This window comes from Rhodopseudomonas parapalustris (assembly GCF_053772255.1).
Genome location: NZ_JAMKBZ010000025.1, coordinates 35,845 through 56,250, shown reverse-complemented (window position 1 = coordinate 56,250; position 20,406 = coordinate 35,845). Strand labels below are relative to the sequence as shown.

The window sequence follows — 20,406 nt, the reverse complement described above, 5'->3', positions numbered from 1 at the left end:
CGCCGGCTAATGGCGGCAAGGCTTGAGGAAATAAAGAACGGCGCATCCGTACGGGGCATTGCTTCGGCGCAGGCCGTGCATGTGATCTCGGTGGACTGGATCGGCGATCAGGCGATCAGCGTCGTTTTTCGCGATCACAATGGCACGGTGGCCGAGGCCGTTCTTTATCGGGACGACGAGCACCGGCTTGAGGTCGAGCAGAGCGGACGGCCATGGTCGTTCGACGCCGACGGCGCGTTGCTGCGTCTGGTGACGGAAGCCAACCGCATCAAGCTGGCGCACTATTTCGACCCGTATCTTGCCATCCACACGAGTCTGGTCGATCCGCTGCCCCACCAGATTTCGGCGGTCTATGGCGAGATGTTGCCGCGGCAGCCGCTTCGCTTCCTCCTCGCCGACGATCCCGGCGCCGGCAAGACGATCATGGCCGGATTGCTGATGAAGGAACTGATCGCCCGCAGCGACCTCGAACGTTGCCTCGTCGTCGCACCGGGCAGCCTGGTCGAGCAATGGCAGGACGAACTCGGCCAAAAGTTCAATCTCGAGTTCGACATCCTCTCCCGCGACATGATCGAGAACTCGCGGTCGGGCAATCCGTTCAGCGATCGGGATCGGCTGATCGTTCGCCTCGACGTGCTGGCGCGCAACGAGGAGCTTCAGGAGAAGCTCATGAGCGCGCGCGAATGGGATCTGATTATCTGCGACGAAGCGCATCGCATGTCGGCCACCTATTTCGGCGGCGAGGTCAAATACACGCGGCGCTATCAGGTCGGCCAGAAGCTCGGTCAGGTCTGCCGGCACCTGCTGTTGATGTCGGCGACGCCGCACAACGGCAAGGAAGAGGATTTCCAGCTCTTCATGGCTTTGCTCGACGGCGATCGGTTCGAGGGCCGGTTCCGCGATGGTGTCCATTATGCCGACACCGAAGACATGATGCGGCGGCTGACCAAGGAGGAACTGCTCAAGTTCGATGGCCGGCCGCTCTTCCCCGAGCGGCGGGCGCGCACCGTCAAGTATCAGCTCTCGGAAGGGGAAGCTGCGCTCTACACCGCCGTCACCGAGTATGTTCGCACCGAGATGAACCGCGTGCAGCGCTTCGCCGAAGGTGACGGGAAGAAGCGCAATAATGTCGGCTTCGCCTTGCAGATTCTTCAGCGGCGCCTCGCCTCATCGCCGGCCGCTATCTACCAGTCCCTCAAGCGCCGCCGCGAGCGGCTGGAGAACGAGCTGGGCGAAGCGCGCCTTGCCGCCAAGGGCCGACGAGCCGGCGCGGGCGAACCGACGATCAACGCCGACATGCTGGGCAACATCGAGGAATATGGCCAGGAGGAGATCGACGAGCTTGAGGATCTGATCTCCACCGGCGCGACGACGGCCGAGACGGTCGAGCAGCTCGCGCTGGAAGTCGAGACGCTGAAGGGCCTAGAGACGAAGGCGCTCGGTGTGCTGCGCTCGGGCGTCGATACGAAGTGGAGCCAGCTCAATCGAATCCTCGACGACGATCTGATGATCGATGCGGCCGGCAATCGCCGCAAGCTCATCATCTTCACCGAGCCCAAGGACACGCTGCACTACCTGCTCGACAAGGTGCGGGCGCGGCTTGGCAATCCCGAGGCCGTGGAAGTGATCCACGGCGGTGTTTCGCGTGAAGAGCGGCGCAAGGTCGTCGAGCGCTTCATGCAGGACAAGGACATGCTGGTCCTGATCGCCAACGACGCGGCTGGCGAGGGTGTGAACCTTCAGCGCGGCCACCTCATGGTCAACTACGACCTGCCGTGGAACCCCAACAAAATCGAGCAGCGGTTCGGCCGTATCCATCGCATCGGCCAGACCGAGGTTTGCCACCTCTGGAATCTCGTCGCGGCCGATACGCGCGAGGGCGAGGTTTACGCGCGGCTGCTCGAAAAGCTGGAGGCCGCGCGCGAGGCGCTGGGTGGCCGTGTCTATGACGTGCTCGGCGAATTGTTCGACGGCGTGGCGCTCAAGGATTTGCTGTTCGAGGCGATCCAGTATGGCGAGCAAGAGGACGTCAAGGCGCGCCTCTTCCAGCAGGTCGATGGCGCCGTCGACCAAGCGCATCTGCTCGAATTGCTGCGCCGCCGTGCGCTGACCAACGACACCATGCCGGAGGCGAAGGTCGAGGAACTGCGGCTGGAAATGGAGCGGGCCGAGGCGCTACGCCTACAGCCGCATCACATCCAGAGCTTTTTCGTCGAGGCGTTCCAGCATCTGGGCGGTCGAATCAAGCGCCGCGAGGAAGGGCGTTGGGAAATCACCCATGTCCCGGTGCGCATCCGCGAACGGGATCGCCAGATCGGAACCGGCGCGCCGCTCCAGACGCAGTATGAGCGGATCTGCTTCGAGAAGGACAAGATCAACCAGCAGCCGGTCGCCGCCTTCGTCTGCCCCGGCCATCCTCTGCTCGAAGCGGTAATCAGCCTGATCCGCGAGCAGTATGAGCAGATCATGCGGCAGGGCGCGATCCTGGTGGACGACACCGACGTCGGCGATGGGCTGTCGGCGATTTTCCTGCTGGAGCATACGGTCCAGGACGGACGTGTCACCAGCGCCGGCAAGCCGCATGTGATTTCTCAGCGGCTCCAGTTCGCCGCCATCGACAAGGCCGGAAACACCGTCAACGCCGGTATCGCGCCGCATTTGAATCTGCGGCCCGCCACACCAGAGGAGGTCGCCAGCGTGCGCGACCTTCTGGATGAGAGCTGGCTGACCATCGATCTGGAGAAGGCCGCGATCCGGTTTGCGACGGTCGAGCTGGCCCAGGGCCATGTCGCCGAGGTCAAGGCGCGGCGCCTGCCCGAGATCGAAAAGGTCGAGCAGGAAGTGCGCGCCCGGCTCAAGAAGGAGATCAACTACTGGGACTCGCGCGCCTTCGAGCTGAAGGAGGAGGAGCGCGCCGGCAAGAAGACGCGGGTGAACTGGCAGAACGCGCAGCGCCGGGCCGAAGACCTGGCGGATCGGCAGAAGCGCCGCATGGACCAGCTTGAACGGGAGCGGTTCATCTCATCGCAGCCGCCGCGCGTGCGGGGCGGCATGGTCGTCATCCCGCGTGGGCTGCTGGAAGCACGGCAGGCGCCAAGCGTTCCGAACCATTTCGCGGAAGACCCCGCTGCGCGCCGGGTGATCGAGCTTGCGGCGATGGAAGCTGTCATGGCGGCCGAGCGGGCGTTGGGTAATGAGCCGGCCGACGTCTCCGCCCAGAAGATCGGCTACGACATCGCTTCCCACGATCCGAGGTCGGGGCATCTGCGCTTCATCGAGGTCAAGGGGCGCATCGACGGCGCCGACAGCGTGATGGTCACGCGGCAGGAGGTCATCACCTCGCTGCACGAGCCGGAGAAATTTATTCTCGCCATCGTTCCGGTCGCCGCCGGCTCTGCCCATGGACCGCGCTACGTGCGCGGCCCGCTCGTGGAACGGGAACCGTCGTTCCTCGAAACCGCAATCCAGTTTGACCTCCGACGCCTGCTCGAGCGGGCGCAAGAGCCGGCATAGGGGGATCACATGAGGCAGACCGCAGAGAACATTTCCGTGCATGACGCCGAGCAGCGCATTTTCGTGCAGATCGCGTCGCAGGTCGGGCTTGTTGTTCGCGGCCCCGACATTTTCCGTGAGCTGCAAAAGCGAGTTTTGAGGTGGGGATTCGATCCCGGCAGAAACCTGAGAAACATCCCCGCCGGCGCTTGGGATGGGGATTCCTTTGAGATTGATCAGGACAATTCTGAACAGGCCGAGGCGATCAAGCTGGATGAGCCTCGGTATTGGGCGTTCAGACTGCGCGAGCGCCTCAAAGATTCGTCACGTATCTGGACTACCGAGGTGGGTCTCGCGGAGCGAAGCGCGACGGAAGCGGTGTTCGGAGTTCGTCTTATCTGTGCCCAGCGGGGAAGCGCCGAGCCGATTCCGCGATCGATACCTAATTTCGTCCGTGGCGTCGCATTTACGCAGGACGCCTACCTTGATGGCCGCCCGACGTCGGCTGATCCGTGGCTCGTGGAGTCGGAGCAGGATGTCGATGAGCTTGTAGCCTTTCTGGAAGCGCCGCATCGTCATCATCCCGTTGTCGTCTTCGCCACACCAGAGGGAAGCGAAAACGCTGACGAGACGGCAATTCCTGTCGACCCCTTCATCCGAAGGACGGTCGGATTTGTGCATGCTGTGGTCATTACATCTGCCGCGGCATTCTCTTTGACGGATCGCGTGGGGCGAGAGTTCTCGGTCTATCGCCAGGCAGTTCGGACCTACAATCCCGGCTTTAGCCCGAGCGCGCATCTCCCGACTGACCATCCAGTCGCGACGGCCGCACGCATCGCTGATTGGGGCGATAGTGGCGGCTCAACCTTTGCGGATTTCCTCGTAGAGCAGGCGCTTCGGATCACTCGTCCACGCGATGTTCTCGAGCGGGAGCAGCCGTCGTTTCAGCACGTCAAGCGCATAGCGGCGCAACGGGCTCGCGAAAGCGCCTCAGCCGAAGGTCAGGGAGACGCCGAACTTTTGCGGCTGGCAGACGAGGAGTTGCGCGCGGCGAAGCAAGAGGCCGAGGCCAGTCTCGAGTTGGCGTTGAACGCTGACGCCGAGCGGCAATTGGCCCTGTCGGAGCTGCGTCAGATCAAGGCGAGCTATATGGCGCTACAGGCACGTCTCGATGCGGTGCTTTCGGAGAGCCCCAAAAGCGCCGAGCCAATTTTGCCGGACAGCTTGGACGAAATCGAGACCTGGGCGCAGGCTCATCTCAGTGGCCAAGTGGAACTGCATCCCAAGGCGATCAAGGCCGCCCGAGGCTCGGACTTCAAGGATGTCGCACTTGTCTATAACGCGCTTCTGATGATGCGGGATCTTTATGTCCCCATGCGTCGCATCGGCGGTATCGAGCACAAGAACGCTTTCGAGCAAAAGCTCGCGGAGCTTGGCTTGGAAAATACTCCGTGCTTTTCCCAAGAAAACAAGGCCAAGAATTTCGGAGGAGCATACTTTGTTCGCTATCAGGACTCTACGCGCGAGCTTGATTGGCATCTGAAAGGCAGCAACAGCCGCGATGGGCGGCTAGGCTTTCGACTATATTATTTCTGGGATGCCGAGACCGGCCGCGTTGTCGTCGGATATTTTCCAGGGCATCTCAAGAACGACATCTCGTAGGGCCACAATGACATACAAAAAGAAACTCATCGAAGTCGCAATTCCACTCGAAGCGATCAATGCGGCGTCGGCGCGGGAGAAGTCGATCCGGCACGGACATCCCTCCACGCTGCATCTGTGGTGGGCGCGCCGGCCGCTGGCGGCGTGCCGGGCGGTGCTGTTCGCCCAGCTTGTCGATGATCCGTCGAGCGACCTTGAGAAGTTTCCCACACATGAAGCGCAGGAGGCCGAGCGTAAGCGCCTGTTCGGCATCATCGAGGAACTGGTGAAGTGGGAGAACTCGACCAACGAAGAGGTGCTGGAGCGCGCCCGCGTCGAAATCCGCAAGAGCTGCGGCGGCGAGCTGCCGCCGGTCTATGACCCCTTCTCGGGCGGTGGGTCGATTCCTCTGGAGGCGCAGCGCCTCGGGCTGCCCGCCTATGGTTCAGACCTGAACCCGGTCGCCGTGATGATCGGCAAGGCGATGATCGAGATCCCGCCGAAGTTCAAGGACAAGGAACCGATCCATCCCGGCATGAAGGACCGGCAGTTCTACCGCAATGCCGAGGGGCTTGCAGAGGACGTCAAATACTATGGCGAATGGATGCGCGAGAAGGCGTGGGAGCGCATCGGGCATCTCTACCCGCAGGTGGACCTGCCGAAGGAGCATGGCGGCGGCAAAGGGACGGTGATCGCCTGGATCTGGGCTCGAACAGTGCCCAGCCCCGATCCTGCTTTCTCCAACGTGCAGGTTCCTATCGCGTCGAGCTTCCTGCTTAGCACTAAGGCCGGGAGGGAAACGTGGGTAGAACCGATTGTCGACAAACAGGCCAGGACCATCTCCTATCGCATCAGGCATGGAGGCACAAAAGCCGAACTCTCTGCTGCCAAGGATGGAACGAAGGCTGGTCGCGGTGCGAACTTCAGATGCCTCATATCTGGCACGGCGATCACGCCCAAACACATTACGTCGGCTGGAAAGGCCGGCAAGATGGAGCAAACCCTCATAGCGATAGTAGGCGAAGGTAAGGGTGGTCGCGCTTATGTCGCGCCGGCAGCGGAGCATGAAACGGTTGCTTTTTCTGCCGAGCCTCAATGGAAGCCTGAACAACGTCAACCAGAGAATCCTCGCTGGTTTTCACCCCCAGCCTACGGAATGGAAACTTTCGGTGATTTGTTCACCGACCGGCAGTTGGTCGCTCTGAATACCTTTAGCGATCTGGTGCATGAGGTCCGATCGCAGATCGAGACGGATGCACTCGCCAACAGTCTCTCTTCGGACCCCACACCGTTACGTGACGGAGGCAATGGTGCCAAAGCCTATGCTGAAGCGGTCAGCGTGTATTTGTCGTTTGCGATTGATCGGCTTGCCGATGCTGGCAGCTCTATAGCCACATGGTCGTCATCGGAGTTTATCCGTTTCACATTTGCTCGGCAGGCGATCCCGATGACTTGGGATTTCGCTGAATGTAATGTCTTCAGCGATAGCACCGGAAATTATCTTGGCGCCGTCGATTGGGTCTGGAAGGCCCTTTCGGGTTTAGGGCCAAACGCCGCCGGCACTGAGATTCAGCACGATGCGCAGAATGTGCGTTTGCCGGATGGGGCAGTCGTTTCAACCGATCCGCCATACTACGACAATATCGGTTACGCCGATCTGTCTGACTATTTCTATGTCTGGCTCAGGCGCAACATCAAAGATGTATATCCCGATCTCGGAAGCACCATTTCTGTCCCCAAAGAAGAGGAATTAGTGGCGACACCATATCGCCACGGTGGGAAAGCGAAAGCTGAAGAGCACTTCCTCACGGGTATGACATCGGCGATTTCGAGTCTCGCACGTCAATCGTCATCATCGTTTCCAGCTACGATCTACTATGCTTTTAAGCAAAGCGAGGTTGAACAAGATGGCTTGAGTTCGACGGGGTGGGCGACCTTCCTTCAGGCCGTGATTGAAGCGGGTTATGCCATTGTCGGAACATGGCCTGTTCGCACAGAGCGCTCAGCCCGGACAATCGCTACTGGCACCAATGCTCTCGCAAATTCGGTCGTCTTGGTGTGCCGGAAAAAGGAGAACACGGCCGAGGTCGTCACCCGCGCTGAGTTCATCCGTGCCCTAAAACGCGAACTGCCACCGGCGATCTCCGAGCTTCAGGCCGCGAACATCGCGCCGGCGGATATGCCGCAATCGGCCATCGGCCCCGGCATGGGCGTCTTCTCGCGCTATAAAGCTGTGCTCGAATCCGACGACAGCCCGATGAGCGTGAAGACCGCGCTTCAGCTCATCAACCGGGAACTCGATGAATATCTCGGTGGCATACAAGGTGAATTCGACGCAGACACACGGTTCGCCATCACCTGGTTCGAGCAGAACGGGACCGGCAAGGGGGATTACGGTGTCGCCGACAACCTTGCCCGTGCGCGCGGTATTTCTGTCGATAGCGTGAAGCACGCCGGTATCGTCGAAAGCGCTGCCGGCAAGGTCCGCATCCTCACGCGCGATGAGCTCGACGACGATTGGGACCCGGAAGACGACCGCCACCTGACGGTCTGGGAGTGCCTCCAGCACTTGGTCCGGCAGCATGAGAAGGACGGCATCTCCCATGACGCCGCCGTCCTGTTGAAGAAGATCAACACCCAGGCCGAGGCCGTGAAGGATCTCGCCTACTGCCTCTACGACATCAGCGCCAACAAGCGGAAGGATGCGAAGGAGGCCACGGCCTACAACGCCCTGATCGCCGACTGGACCGAGCTGACGAAGGCAGCGGCGGCCATCCACGACACGCGCGGCGATCGTCAGATCCGGCTGGATATTTGAGGGGGAACGGAACGTGGCAAAAAGCACGCGCCAATATGTGTTTGAAGGGATGGAGCTGCTGCCGGCAGCGCTGATCCCCTTTGTCGAAAAGCGGCTCGAAACCTCGCTCAAGGGGCACTGGCAAGTCCAGGTTCTGGAGAAGCTGCCGAGCCTGCGCCCCAACAGCAACGGCGAGGTCGGCTGGGACCAGGCCGCGCTGTTCAATGCGATGGATCGTTTCTGGAGCGAGGCGTTCAAGGCAGTCCTCGGCCGCGCCGAACGCTCGCTGGTCAACGAGCTGGGCGATGTCCGCAACAAGCTCTCGCACAACGAGACCTTCACCTACGACGACGCCGAGCGCGCGCTCGATTCCATGCGCCGGCTGATGGAGGCGATCAGCGCGGGGGAAACGGCCGAGCAGCTCGGCAAGATGCGCGACACCATCCTGCGCACCAAGTTCACCGAGCTTCAGCGCAATGAGGAGCGGCGGAAGACCCAGCGCCTCGAAATCTCGGTCGAAACCGTGGCGGGGCTCTTGCCGTGGCGCGAGGTGGTCGAGCCGCACCAGGATGTCGCCACCGGCGAGTTCCAGCAGGCCGAGTTCGCGGCCGACCTCGCCAAGGTGCATTCGGGCAGCGCACCGCCGGAATACCGCGACCCGCGCCAGTTCTTCAGCCGCACCTATCTGACGGAGGGCTTGAGCGCGCTGGTGATCGGGGCCGCAAAGCGGCTATCCGGCACCGGCGGCGATCCGGTCGTCGAACTGCAAACCAACTTCGGCGGCGGCAAGACGCACTCGATGCTGGCCCTTTATCACATGGCCGGCTCGACGCCGGTCCAGGACCTCTCCGGCCTGGACCAGTTGCTTGAGAAGCAGGGACTCAGCGTGCCGCAGGGCATCAATCGGGCCGTGCTCGTCGGCACATCGCGGGGGCCGCAGGACGTGCTCCATGCCGAGGGCGACCGAAAAATCCGCACGACCTGGGGGGAACTCGCCTGGCAACTCGGCGGCGCCGACGCCTTCGCAATGGTGGCGGAGAATGACGCCACCGGCATCGCGCCAGGCTCGAATCTGCTGGAGGCGCTCTTCAAGAAGTATGCACCATGCCTGATCCTGATCGACGAATGGGTCGCCTACCTGCGGCAGATCTACAAAGTCGAGGGGCTGCCGTCGGGGTCGTTCGATGCAAACCTATCCTTCGTCCAGTCGCTGACCGAGGCGGTCAAGGCCAGCCCCGGCACGCTGCTGGTCGCCTCCTTGCCGGCCTCGCAGATCGAGGTGGGCGGTGAAGGCGGTCAGGAAGCGCTGGCCCGCCTCAAACAGACCTTCAGCCGCGTGGAATCCTCGTGGCGGCCGGCGAGCCAGGAAGAGAGCTATGAGATCGTGCGGCGGCGGCTCTTCAAGGACATCCCCGGCGACAAGTTCCATCACCGCGACAACACGCTGAAACAGTTCGCCAAGCTCTATCGGGAGAACGCCAACGATTTCCCGCAGGGCTGCGCAGACGAGGACTACCGGCGCAAGCTGGAGAAGGCTTATCCGATCCATCCCGAGCTGTTCGACCAGCTCTATACGAGCTGGGGCTCGCTCGAAAAATTCCAGCGCACGCGCGGCGTGCTGCGTTTGATGGCGCAGGCCATTCACGAGCTTTGGATGAACGCCGATCCGTCGGTGATGATCATGCCCGGCAGCGTGGCGGTGAGTTCGCCGCGCGTGGAACCGGAATTGCTCCACTATCTCGACGTGAGCTGGCAGGCGATCATCGCCGGCGATGTCGATGGCACGACGTCCACACCCTACAAAGTCGATCAGTCGGCGCCCAACCTGAACCGCTATTCGGCGACCAGGCGCGTCGCCCGCGCGATCTTCATGGGAACCGCGCCCACCGCCCAGCAGCAGAACACTGGTCTCGACGATAAGCAAATCAATCTCGGCGTCGTCCAGCCGGGCGAGCGTCCGGCGATCTTCGGCGATGCCCTGCGGCGGCTGACCAACCAGGCCAAGTTCATGCACGCCGACCTTGGCCGTTACTGGTATTCGATGTCCGCGAGCCTCAACCGCATCGCGGCGGACAAGGCCGCGCAGATCGAGGCGGCGTTGGTCGACGTGACGATCGACGCGGAACTCGGGAAATATGTGAACGGCCTAGCGGATCGCGGGCATTTCGACGCCGTGCAGGTCGCGCCGGCCTCGTCGGCCGAAGTCCCCGATGAAGCGGGCGGTGTGCGCGCCGTCGTGCTGGGCGTCAAATACCCGCATAATGGGCGCGACGGCTCCGAAGCGCTGGTCGAGGCGAAAGACATCCTCACGCAGCGCGGCAGCACGCCACGCGTCTACCGCAACATGCTGGTGTTCATCGCCGCGGAAGCTCGGCAACTCGACCATCTGAGGGATGCTGTTCGCGCGTCCCTGGCCTGGGGCGAAATCGTCCGCGACAAGGAGCGCCTTGAACTCCGGCCGAGCGACCAAAAACTCGCAGAGGCCAAGCTAGCCGAAGCGAGGGAGACGATGAAGACGCGCCTCAAGGAGGCGTGGTGCTATCTGCACTATCCGGCCCAGGAAAGCGCCCAGGCGGATTGGGAGTGGGTCTCCGGCAAGATTCCGGCGCAGGACGGGTTGCTGGCTCGCGCCAGCAAGAAGCTGGTGGCCGAAGAGGGCCTGCTCGTCGAGCTGGGTCCGTCGCGTCTCGACCGCGATCTCCAGAAATACATCTGGAACGACAAGCAGCGGCTGTCGCTGAAGGATCTGCGGGAATACCTCAACCGCTACATTTATCTGCCGCGCTTGAAAGGGCAGGATGTCCTGCTCAAGGCCGTGCAGGGGGCGATCAGTGGCATGTTGCCCGGTCCCTTCGCCTACGCCGAGCGGTGGGACGAGAAGACGGACACCTATCTGGGGCTCGCGATTGAACGGGCCGGCAACGCGCCGGTGGTCATCGACAGCGACAGCATCATCATCAAACCGGATGTGGCTGAAGCGCACCGTCCGGCGCCAGCGCAACCGGCGGCAGGCGGCGCTCCCGCCGGACCTGATGGCGAGACGCCGACGCCTGGCAGGCCAGTCGTGGATGGTGGCCCCGCTACGCCGCCGACGGAAAAGAAGCCGACGCGATTCACCGGCGCCGTAATGATTTCACCGGAGCGGCCGGCGCGGGACATTCATCAGATTGTCGAGGCGATCGTCGAGCAGCTCACCACGCTTCCCGGCAGTCGCGTCAAGCTGAGGCTTGAGATCGAGGCGGATGTGCCTGGTGGTCTGGAACGCACCAAGGTGAGGACCTTGGTGGAGAACGCCAATACCCTCGGGTTCATAGAGAAGTCTGTTGAATGAGGTCTAGCAATGGCATTGGAAGTGGTCGTGTTGGCTGAAACTATAGCTGTTCAGGAACAGGGAGCCGTCATGGCGTAATTTGCAGCCGGGCAGACTTGGAGGAAGGTGGCTCCATTATGATCAGGTTGCGCCATATCCAATACTTTGTCACGGCTGCCGAGCAGGGGAGCTTTCGCAAGGCGGCGACACTCCTGAATATTCAGGAGTCTGCTGTGAGCCGGCGCATCCGAGATCTTGAAGATCGGCTTGGCGCTTCCCTGTTCCACCGCCATCCCAGCGGGGTTTCGCTCACGGTGGCGGGTCAGCGTTTCCTTCGTCGCGTCCGTATCGCCCTTCACCAGATCGAGGTCGGCATCAACGATGTCGCCGCGATCGGCCGATCCGAGGACGGCATCATCAAGGTCGGCATCTTCTCATCGCTGGCGTCGGGCTTTCTGTTCGACCTTATGAAGGCGTTCGACGCAAAGCACCCACGGGTAATGGTCGAGCTGATCGAGGGCAATCCGTCGATCCATGTGGCCGCGATCCGCCAGCTTCAGCTCGATGTGGCGTTCATCACCGGCACGACCGAATGGTCCGATTGCGAGACCGAACAGCTTTGGTCGGAGAGGGTGTTCGCTGTCCTGCCGACGGAACACCGCCTGGTGACGAAGCTGGCCCTGAATTGGGACGATCTCGCCGGCGAGAACTTCATCGTCAGCGATGCGGCGCCGGGACCGGAAATCTACGACTATTTGATTCAGCGACTGGCCGGCCTCGGCCATCATCCGAATATCCGCCCGCACTATGTTGGGCGGGATGTCCTGCTGTCGATGGTAGCCATAGGGCGCGGCCTGACGCTGACCAGCGAGGCGACCACGGGGGCTCAGATCCCTGGTATCGTCTATCGCCTGATCATGGGTGAGGTCTTGCCGTTCAGCGCGATCTGGTCGCGCAGGAACGACAATCCGGCATGTCGGCGATTGCTGAGCCTGGCGCGATCAATGTCGCGATCGGCTGGCACGACCGTCATTCAGACAATTTCCGCGATGATCCTGAGTTCTTCGCTTTTGCAAATCCCCGATCCGTGGCTATGAACCGTTCTAGCATCGGAACGATCAGGCGGACGGGGTCAGCCGGCCGGCCCGACTCCCGCCCGAGGATCTCCGCATAGGTGGCGAGGTCGCGGTGGAGGCCAGCCGGCAGCTCCACCGTCACCTTCACTGGCTTGTCGTCCGCAAGCGGGCCAAGTTTCAGCTTTGCCATATCAGCCTCCGTAGGGTTCGAGCATGAGATCGCGCGTGACGATGACGCGGACGGGGAAGCCCGGTCGGATCGTCAGTGTCGGTGCGATGTTGAGCTGGCGGCTGACGATCTGCTGGCCTGTCTGGCTGATGCTGTCACCCGCACCTTGGCGTAGCGCCCGAACGATGTCGCCCTCATCACCCGATGATCCGGTCTGCGCACCGATGCTGAGCAGTGTGGAGAGGGCAGCCGCCTTGAACAACTCGCCCCAGTGATAATCGACGCCATCCTCGAGGCCAGCATAACCTTGCGCATCCGCACCAGGCTGGCGCTCCAAGACGATCGAGCGGCCGTTCGGGAAAATCAGCCTGTTCCAGACCAGCAGGATGCGACGCTGCCCGAAGCCGACGCCGTTGTCGTACTGGCCGATGATGCGCGTGCCCTGCGGAACGAGCAGGATCTTGCCCGTAGGACTGTCATAGATGTTTTCCGTCACTTGGGCGGTGATCTGGCCGGGAAGATCGGAGCGAATGCCGGTGATGAGCGCCGCCGCGATCACCGCGCCCGCCTGCAGCACGTTCGCCGACGCCGGTGCGGCCACACGATCAGGCGAGACCGTGCGCTTGTCGGGCGTCTGGTTGAGGAAGGCGAGCTGGCGATCCTGGGCGGTCGGCGTCGCCGGCTGCGGCGCCAGGCCGAGATTCGTCAGATCGGGCGTGGGGACGGAGGCTGTCGTAGCGGTAGCCGCAGGCGGCGACGAGACGCTGCGCGTCTCGGTCGAGGCGAACAGGCGCGCCGTCCGCGCCGACTCCAGCTCCTGAAGCCGACGTTGCTCCTCGGCGCTGATGCTGGGATTGGGCGTGGCGATCGACGGGGGCGGCACGGCGTTTTGCGCATTGAGGATAGGTCGGCCGAGATCGCCCGGCAGCGGAGGGCCGAGCACCGGCCCGGTGTAGTCGCGAGGCAGGCTGTTCAGGCCATCCGGGGTTGCGCGGTTGTCGGTCGCGTAAAGCTCCTCGTTGCCTTTGCGTCCGCCCTGAATTTGCAGGGCGTAAATCAACGCGCCGCCGATCCCGACGCTGGCAACCAAGCCGAGACCGGCCAGAACCTTCCGCGACAGTCGCGTCACGCGCGGGGGCTCCGGGCGCAGGCGCATCGGCGCGGCCGGCTCGCCGGTCAGCGGCAAGGCCCCGTCCTCGCCGGACGGCTCCGGCCCCTTCTCCTTTCCGGGTCCAATCTCGCTCATGACGCCGGCCTTCCGTCGGTGCGCGAGATCCGCACACGCTTCTGATTGCGGTCGCCGCCGAAGCGCAGCTCGGCGGCCGCGAACAGCCGGTCGACGACCATGTAGTTGCCGCGTACGCGGTAGTTCACGAGTTCGGATGTCGCGCCCTCGGCGCCGACGACGAACAGCGGCGGCATCTCGCCCTGGCCGATGCCGCGCGGGAATTCGATGAACACCTGCCGGCCGTCATCGAAGGCGCGCAGCGGCCGCCAGGGTGCGCGGTCGCCAGTCACCTCGTAGCGGAAGTTCACGCGGGAGAGATCGACGCCCGTCGACACGGGCTGCGCGGCCTCGGCCTGCGCGTTCTGCCGGCGCAACGCGATGAGCTGGTCCTGCGGATATTGCCAGGACACCGACGCCATGTAGGTCGAAGACGTGGAGCGAAGCTCCATGTAATAGGTGCGCAGGTTGGTGTTGATGACGAGGTTCGTCATCAGCTCGGGCCGCGTGGGCTTGACCAGGATATGGACCTGCTTCGTAGCGCCCGTGCCGCTTTCGGTGTCGCCGATGATCCAGCGCACGGTATCGCCAGCGGCGACCGGGCCGGCTCCGACGAGCTGCTCGCCGGGCTGGAGCGCGATGTCCGTGATCTGCCCGACCGCGGTATAGACCTGATAGAGCGCCCCTTGGGTGAATGGATAGACCTGCATGGAGTTGATGAAGCCGTTGCGAACCGGCTGCACGCGGGCCTGCGCATTCGCCTGATTGACGCGAGCGGCGGGATCGGCTGCCTCCGCCGGCTGGCGTCCGCCGTCCACCGACTTCATCTGGCCTGGGAGTGGCAAGGGTCTCGGCAACTCGACAACGCGAACCGGCGACGGCGGGTCGATCGTCTGCACGGCGGGTGCGGCGTTGTCGTAACTGATCTCAGGCGGCGGCGTATTGGTTGCGCAGCCGGCCAGCGCAGAGGTGCAAGCCAGTAGAAGCACAAATGAGGAGTTACGGAGAGCCGGCTTTCCGGCTGTACGGAAGGCAGGCGTCATTGTCCAAGCTCCTTCGACCAGTTGATGGCGTTGACATAGATTCCGAGCGGATTGGCTCGAAGCTTTTCGGCGTCGCGCGGCGTCTGCACGACGATGGTGAGGATGGCGGACCAGCGCTCGGTCGCAGCGAGCGAGCCGTCCTGATAGCGACGCTCGGTCCAGGCCACGCGGAAGGAATCCGGCGACGCACGGATGACGCTCGACACCTCGACGGCGACCTGCTGCTTGCCGACCTTTGTGAACGGGTCATTGGCGCGGGCGTAGTCATTGAGGGCGAGCGCACCGCCTTGCGTGGTGAATTCGTAGGCGCGCAGCCAGTTCTGTCGCACGATGATCGCGTCGGCCGGGATCGAGCGAACCTGCTCGATGAAGCGGGCGAGATGGAAAGCGATCTGCGGATCGGACGGCCGATAGTCGGCGACGGCGGGGGCGATCGCCTGCGCCTGGCCGAGCTTGTCGACCTGCACGACCCACGGAACAATGGTGCCGCTGGCCGATTGCCAGACGAGACCGCCCGACAGTCCGGCCGAGAGGGCCAGGCAGCCGAAGGCCATATAGCGCCAGTTGCGGGCCTGAATGCGCGCAGAACCGATCCGGTCGTCCCAGACCTGCGCGGCGCGCTGGTAAGGCGTTTCGGGTTGGGGTGCTTTTCCGTAGTGGGTCGATGGTCGTTTGAAGAAATTCATGGTCAGTCGCTTTCAGAAAGATTGACGGAGGAACCGCCGCCGTGGCTGTCGCCCGACTTCACGGCATGAGCGGCCGCCTGGACGCCGTGGGTGATCTGCTGGGAGCGCTTCATGCGCTTGGCCCAGGCAGGCGGACCGTCGGCGGCTGCGGTGGATGAAGAGGAGGCGGACGCGCCCTCGGATGCGTCGCCGCCGATCGTGCCCGCAGTCGACGCGCCGCCAGTCGCTTCGAAGGCAGCGCGAGCACCCGACTGGTAGCTTTGCTTCATGCTGTCGGAGGCGCGATCGGCCGCGCGCTTGAGCGGCGAAGCAGCGGCCTGGCCGCCGGCCTTAGCGACACCCGCGAGCCCGGATGCGACGCCCGAAGCGCCGGACTGACCGGCTGCGCCGAGACTGTAGGCGGTGGATGCGCCACCAGCGACCGCAGCACCACCGCGAGCGGCGGCGCCGGCGCCGCTGGCGAGGGCGGCCCCGCCAGATGCGACCGCGCCAACTGTGGCTGCACCGGCCGCGACCATGCCGCCAGCGGCGAGGCCCGTGCCAACGGCGGCGCCGGCGCCGAGTTGCGGGCCACCCGAGACGAGACCATTGGCGATTCCGGGACCAAAGATGCCGAGCCCAAGCAGCGAGAGTGCGGCTAGGACGATCGCCATGGCATCGTCGATGGTCGGCGTCTGACCGCCGAAGCCTTGGGGGAACTGCGAGAACAAGGTCGAGCCGATGCCGATGATCACGGCGAGCACCAGCACCTTGATGCCGGAGGAGATGACGTTGCCGAGCACACGCTCGGCCATGAAGGCGGATTTCCCGAAGAGGCCGAACGGGATCAGCACGAAACCGGCCAGCGTCGTCAGCTTGAACTCGATCAACGTGACGAAGAGCTGGACCGCCAGAATGAAGAAAGCGAGCAGGATCAGCGCCCAGGCGAACAACAGGCACGCGATCTGGATGAAGTTTTCAAAGAAGGCGACCCAGCCCATGAGGTTGGAGATGGATTCCAGCAGCGGCCGACCGGCATCGAGGCCGGTCTGCGCAACCTTTCCGGGGCGGAGGAGATCGGTGACGGAGAAACCCGTGCCCGAGGCTTTCAACCCGAGGCCGGCGAAGCTCTCGAAGACGATGCGGGCGAGATTGTTCCAGTTGGAGATCAGATAAGCGAAGACGCCGACGAACAGCGTCTTCTTGACGAGGCGCGCGATGATGTCGTCATCGGCACCCCAGCTCCAAAACAGGGCGGCCAGCGTTACGTCGATGACGATGAGCGTCGTGGCGATGAAGGCGACTTCTCCGCCGAGCAGGCCGAAGCCTGAATCGATGTAGCGGGTGAAGACGCCCAGGAAATTGTCGATGACGCTGGTGCCGCCCATATCAGTGCGCCCCCGATCGCGCAGGCTCCGGCAGCATCGCCGGCGCGCTTTCTTTCGCGATCGGGTCCGTCGCGGGCGCGGGCTCGATAGTCGCGGTTGGGGTCGGAGCCTGCGGAGCGGCCGTCTGCGGCGCTTCCGGGCTGTGACCCAGGAAGCGGTCCCGGTTCGCCGCCCAGAGCTTGAGGCAGGCCGCGTCACGGATCGCGGCCTCGCCCATCTCCCTGCATCCACGAAGCTGGCGCTGCAAGGCATCGACATCGACGCCCGGCCGGAGGGCCAGCGAGCGGACCTCCGGTTCTTCCTCTTTCCGGGTCAGCTCGATGACGGTGGCGGTGATGGCGACGCCGACGAAGACGACGGCCCCGAGCCGGGCGAACATTTTGCCGTCCATGGCGCTCGCCCCCGCTCAGTTTCGATTATTGAACATCTGGGCGTTGCCAGGCTGGTAGCCCGCGCCCGGAGTCAGGAAACGGCGGCGCTGTTCACGGCCCTGTTCGGCCGCCGCCGCGCGCTCCGCTTCGGTCAACATCTGCGCCCGACCGTTCGCTGCGACGACTGCGGTCAGATCAGCGAGTTGCTGCGTCTGAAGGGCAAGGAGCTGGTTGCCGGCCTGTGCGGCCTGCAATGCGCCGGTCGCGCCCTGGCTCTGGCCGATCAACGCCGACATCTGCGCGCGATTGGTGTCGATGTTGCCAACGACACCGGCTTGCACTCGCATGGCGTCCTGCAAGCCGCCCACGGTGTTCTGCCAGCGCGAGCGAGCGTCGGAGACGAGCTGGCGATCGCTCGCCGACATCGAGACGTTCCCGTATTTCTGCTGGAACATCTGGTCGATCTTCTGGACGTCATAGGCGATGTTCTGCGCCTGGTTGAGAAGCTGCTGGGTCTTCTGAACCGACTGCTGAATCTGCTGCAGCGCGTTGAATGGCAGGTTCGCAAGGTTGCGCGCCTGGTTGATCAGCATCTGCGCTTCGTTCTGGAGCGAGGTGATCTGATTGGTGATCTGCTCCAGCGCACGCGCGGCCTGAAGGACATTCTGCGCGTAGTTGGTCGGGTCGTAGACGATGATAGCGTGCGCGGGCGTCGCCAGCATTGGGGCGAGCGCGACGGGAGCGGTCAGCAACGCGGCAGCAAAGCGCGCTGCGCGGGAATGGCGCAGTTTCATGTCATTTCTCCTTGGGTATTGAGGGTGGGAACGAGATCCGCCGCCCAGCCGACATCACGGTGGTGCAGCCAGGCGATGAGAAAGCCGTCGCGGCCATGCTCGGCGACGATGCGGGCGATGGCCGCCTGATCCGTCTTCGCGGAGGCGGCGCAGAGCGCCAGCGCGACGGCGGACAGGCCGAGTTCGAAGAGGCGATTTCCGCGTCTGGACTGGCAGTAGTAGTCGCGTTTTGGCATCGCCCGCGCGATGATCTCGATCTGGCGATCGTTGAGGCCGAAGCGTCGATAGATTGCGGTGATCTGCGGCTCGATCGCCCGCTCATTCGGCAGCAGGAGGCGGGTCTGACAGCTTTCGATAATGGCCGGCGCAATGGCCGAGCCATCGATGTCTGACAGCGATTGCGTGGCGAAGATGACGCTGGCGTTCTTCTTTCTGAGCGTCTTCAGCCACTCGCGAAGCTGGCCGGCGAAGCCCTCGTCGTCGAGAGCAAGCCAACCTTCATCGATGATGATCAGCGTCGGCGATCCATCCAGCCGGTCCTCGATGCGGTGGAAGAGATAGGCGAGGACGGCCGGCGCAGCGCCGGTCCCGATCAATCCCTCGGTCTCGAATGCCTGGACCGATGCCGTGCCGAGAAACTCGTGCTCCGCATCGAGCAGGCGGCCATAGGGACCGCCGACGCAATACGGCCGGAGCGCTTGCTTCAGGTCGTTCGATTGGAGCAGCACGGCGAGGCCCGTCAGGGTCCGCTCCTCGACCGGCGCGCTGGCGAGCGAGGTCAGCGCTGTCCAGAGGTGCTCCTTCACCTCGGGCGTGATGGTGACACCTTCGCGGATGAGGATTGCCACCAGCCAGTCGGCGGCCCAGGCGCGCTCGGGCACATCATGGATGCGCGAGAGCGGCTGAAGGCTGACGCTGTCGGCCGCGCCGTCGCTGAGGTCGCCGCCGAGATCGTGCCAGTCGCCGCCCATCGCTAACGCCGCGGCGCGGATGGAGCCGCCGAAGTCGAAGGCGACGACCTGCGAGCGCAGATAGCGGCGGAACTGAAGCGCCATCAGCGCCAGCAGCACCGACTTGCCGGCGCCGGTCGGGCCGACAATCAGCGTATGGCCGACGTCGCCGACGTGAATGGAAAGCCGGAACGGGTTCGAGCCTTCGGTTTTGCCGAAGAGCAGTGGGGGAGCTGCAAAGTGCTCGTCCCGTTCCGGTCCCGCCCATACCGCCGAGAGCGGGATCATGTGGGCGAGATTGAGCGTGGAGATCGGCGGCTGCCGAACATTGGCGTAGACATGGCCCGGCAGCGAGCCGAGCCAGGCGTCGACCGCGTTGACGGTCTCCACCATGGCGGTGAAGTCCCGGCCCTGGATGACCTTCTCAACCAGCCGCAGCTTCTCGTCGGCCGCGCGCGGATCGGCGTCCCAGACTGTCACCGTCGCGGTGACATAGGCCATGCCGGCATAGTCGGCGCCGAGTTCCTGCAGCGCCATGTCGGTGTCGGCCGCCTTGTTCGCGGCGTCGGTGTCCACGAGGACGGATGCCTCGTTGGTCATCACCTCCTTGAGGATCGCTGCGATCGACTTGCGCTTGGCGAACCATTGCCGCCGGATCTTGGTCAGAAGCTTGGTCGCGTCGGTCTTGTCGAGCAGGATTGCGCGCGTCGACCAGCGATAGGGAAAGGCGAGCCGGTTCAGTTCGTCGAGCAGGCCGGGCGTGGTCGCTGTCGGAAATCCCGTGATCGTCAGGACGCGGACATGCTGATCGCCGAGCCGGGGTTCGAGCCCGCCAGCGAGTGGCTGATCGGCGAGCAAGGCATCGAGATAAATAGGCGTTTCGGGGACGCGGACGCGATGGCGCTTGGTCGACACGCACCCGTGGAGATAGGTCAGGGTCTCGGCATCATCGAGCCAGCGGCATTCCGGCATGAAGGCTTCGACCAGGCGCAGAATGCGGTCGGTGCGATCGGCAAATCCGGTCAGCGCTTCGCGCGGGTCGATGCCCGACTTCTCACGGCCCTCGTAGAGCCAGGTTTCTGCACGCGCGGCGTCTTCGGCGGGCGGCAGCCAGGCGAAGGTCAGGAAGTAGCTGGACTCGAAGTGTGCGCCGGCTTCCTCGAAATCGGCCTTGCGCTCGGCATCGACCAGGGCGGAGGCGGCGTCGGGAAACTTGCTGTCGGGATAGCGGTTCGACGGGTGGCGCTGTGCCTCGACGAAAATCGCCCAGCCGGAGCCGAGACGGCGGAAGGCGTTGTTGAGACGGCCGGCGACCGCGACCAGCTCGGCAGGAACAGCCGAATCCAGATCAGGGCCACGGAATTGCGCGGTGCGCTGGAAGGTGCCGTCCTTGTTGAGAACGATGCCGGCGCCCACCAGCGCAACCCAGGGCAGGAAGTCGGCGAGCCGGCTGTTGCGATTGCGATACTCGGCGAGGTTCATCAT

Annotated in this window: 13 protein-coding genes; 5 read left to right on the top strand and 8 right to left on the bottom strand. The window is 63.7% G+C overall.

What is annotated here, in order from left to right:
* Window positions 1-9: 9 nt before the first annotated feature.
* The 5 genes from M9H71_RS19315 to M9H71_RS19295 all read left to right on the top strand — a co-directional run bounded on the left by M9H71_RS19315 (window position 10) and on the right by M9H71_RS19295 (window position 12,337).
* Entirely contained in the window at window positions 10-3,513 is a 3,504-nt protein-coding gene (locus tag M9H71_RS19315) for a protein NO VEIN domain-containing protein (RefSeq protein ID WP_455406545.1), read from the top strand.
* 9 nt (window positions 3,514-3,522) lie between these two features.
* A complete protein-coding gene (locus M9H71_RS19310; RefSeq protein WP_455406544.1) occupies window positions 3,523-5,154 on the top strand; it encodes a hypothetical protein in 1,632 nt (543 codons plus the stop codon).
* Window positions 5,155-5,161: 7 nt separating this feature from the next.
* A complete protein-coding gene (locus M9H71_RS19305) occupies window positions 5,162-7,951 on the top strand; it encodes a DUF1156 domain-containing protein (RefSeq protein ID WP_455406543.1) in 2,790 nt (929 codons plus the stop codon).
* Window positions 7,952-7,964: 13 nt separating this feature from the next.
* Entirely contained in the window at window positions 7,965-11,261 is a 3,297-nt protein-coding gene (locus M9H71_RS19300; protein ID WP_455406542.1) for a DUF499 domain-containing protein, read from the top strand.
* Between the two features lie 116 nt (window positions 11,262-11,377).
* Entirely contained in the window at window positions 11,378-12,337 is a 960-nt protein-coding gene (locus M9H71_RS19295; protein ID WP_455406541.1) for a LysR family transcriptional regulator, read from the top strand.
* Here M9H71_RS19295 and M9H71_RS19290 read toward each other — a convergent pair.
* From M9H71_RS19290 to trbE, 8 genes are read right to left on the bottom strand one after another with little or no spacing between them, the layout of a single operon-like run.
* Complete coding sequence (locus tag M9H71_RS19290) at window positions 12,270-12,506, bottom strand: DUF2274 domain-containing protein (protein WP_455406540.1); 237 nt, start codon at window positions 12,504-12,506, stop codon at window positions 12,270-12,272. The two genes, M9H71_RS19295 and M9H71_RS19290, sit on opposite strands and share 68 nt — an antisense overlap.
* A 1-nt stretch (window position 12,507) precedes the next feature.
* Window positions 12,508-13,731 carry a TrbI/VirB10 family protein gene (locus M9H71_RS19285; RefSeq protein ID WP_455406539.1) on the bottom strand — a complete coding sequence of 408 codons (1,224 nt, stop codon included), beginning with the start codon at window positions 13,729-13,731 and terminating at the stop codon, window positions 12,508-12,510.
* Complete coding sequence (gene trbG / locus M9H71_RS19280; RefSeq protein WP_455406538.1) at window positions 13,728-14,753, bottom strand: P-type conjugative transfer protein TrbG; 1,026 nt, start codon at window positions 14,751-14,753, stop codon at window positions 13,728-13,730. The genes M9H71_RS19285 and trbG overlap by 4 nt, the downstream gene beginning before the upstream one ends.
* Window positions 14,750-15,439, bottom strand: coding sequence for a conjugal transfer protein TrbF (gene trbF, locus M9H71_RS19275; RefSeq protein ID WP_455406537.1), 690 nt, complete (start codon window positions 15,437-15,439; stop codon window positions 14,750-14,752). Before trbF ends, trbG begins: the two co-directional genes overlap by 4 nt.
* 2 nt (window positions 15,440-15,441) lie before the next feature.
* Entirely contained in the window at window positions 15,442-16,806 is a 1,365-nt protein-coding gene (gene trbL, locus M9H71_RS19270; protein ID WP_455406536.1) for a P-type conjugative transfer protein TrbL, read from the bottom strand.
* A 1-nt stretch (window position 16,807) separates the two neighbouring features.
* Window positions 16,808-17,197, bottom strand: coding sequence for a putative entry exclusion protein TrbK-alt (gene trbK-alt / locus M9H71_RS19265; RefSeq protein WP_455406535.1), 390 nt, complete (start codon window positions 17,195-17,197; stop codon window positions 16,808-16,810).
* Window positions 17,198-17,212: 15 nt separating this feature from the next.
* Window positions 17,213-17,971 carry a P-type conjugative transfer protein TrbJ gene (trbJ, locus tag M9H71_RS19260; protein ID WP_455406534.1) on the bottom strand — a complete coding sequence of 253 codons (759 nt, stop codon included), beginning with the start codon at window positions 17,969-17,971 and terminating at the stop codon, window positions 17,213-17,215.
* Window positions 17,968-20,406 carry a conjugal transfer protein TrbE gene (gene trbE / locus M9H71_RS19255; protein WP_455406533.1) on the bottom strand — a complete coding sequence of 813 codons (2,439 nt, stop codon included), beginning with the start codon at window positions 20,404-20,406 and terminating at the stop codon, window positions 17,968-17,970. Before trbE ends, trbJ begins: the two co-directional genes overlap by 4 nt.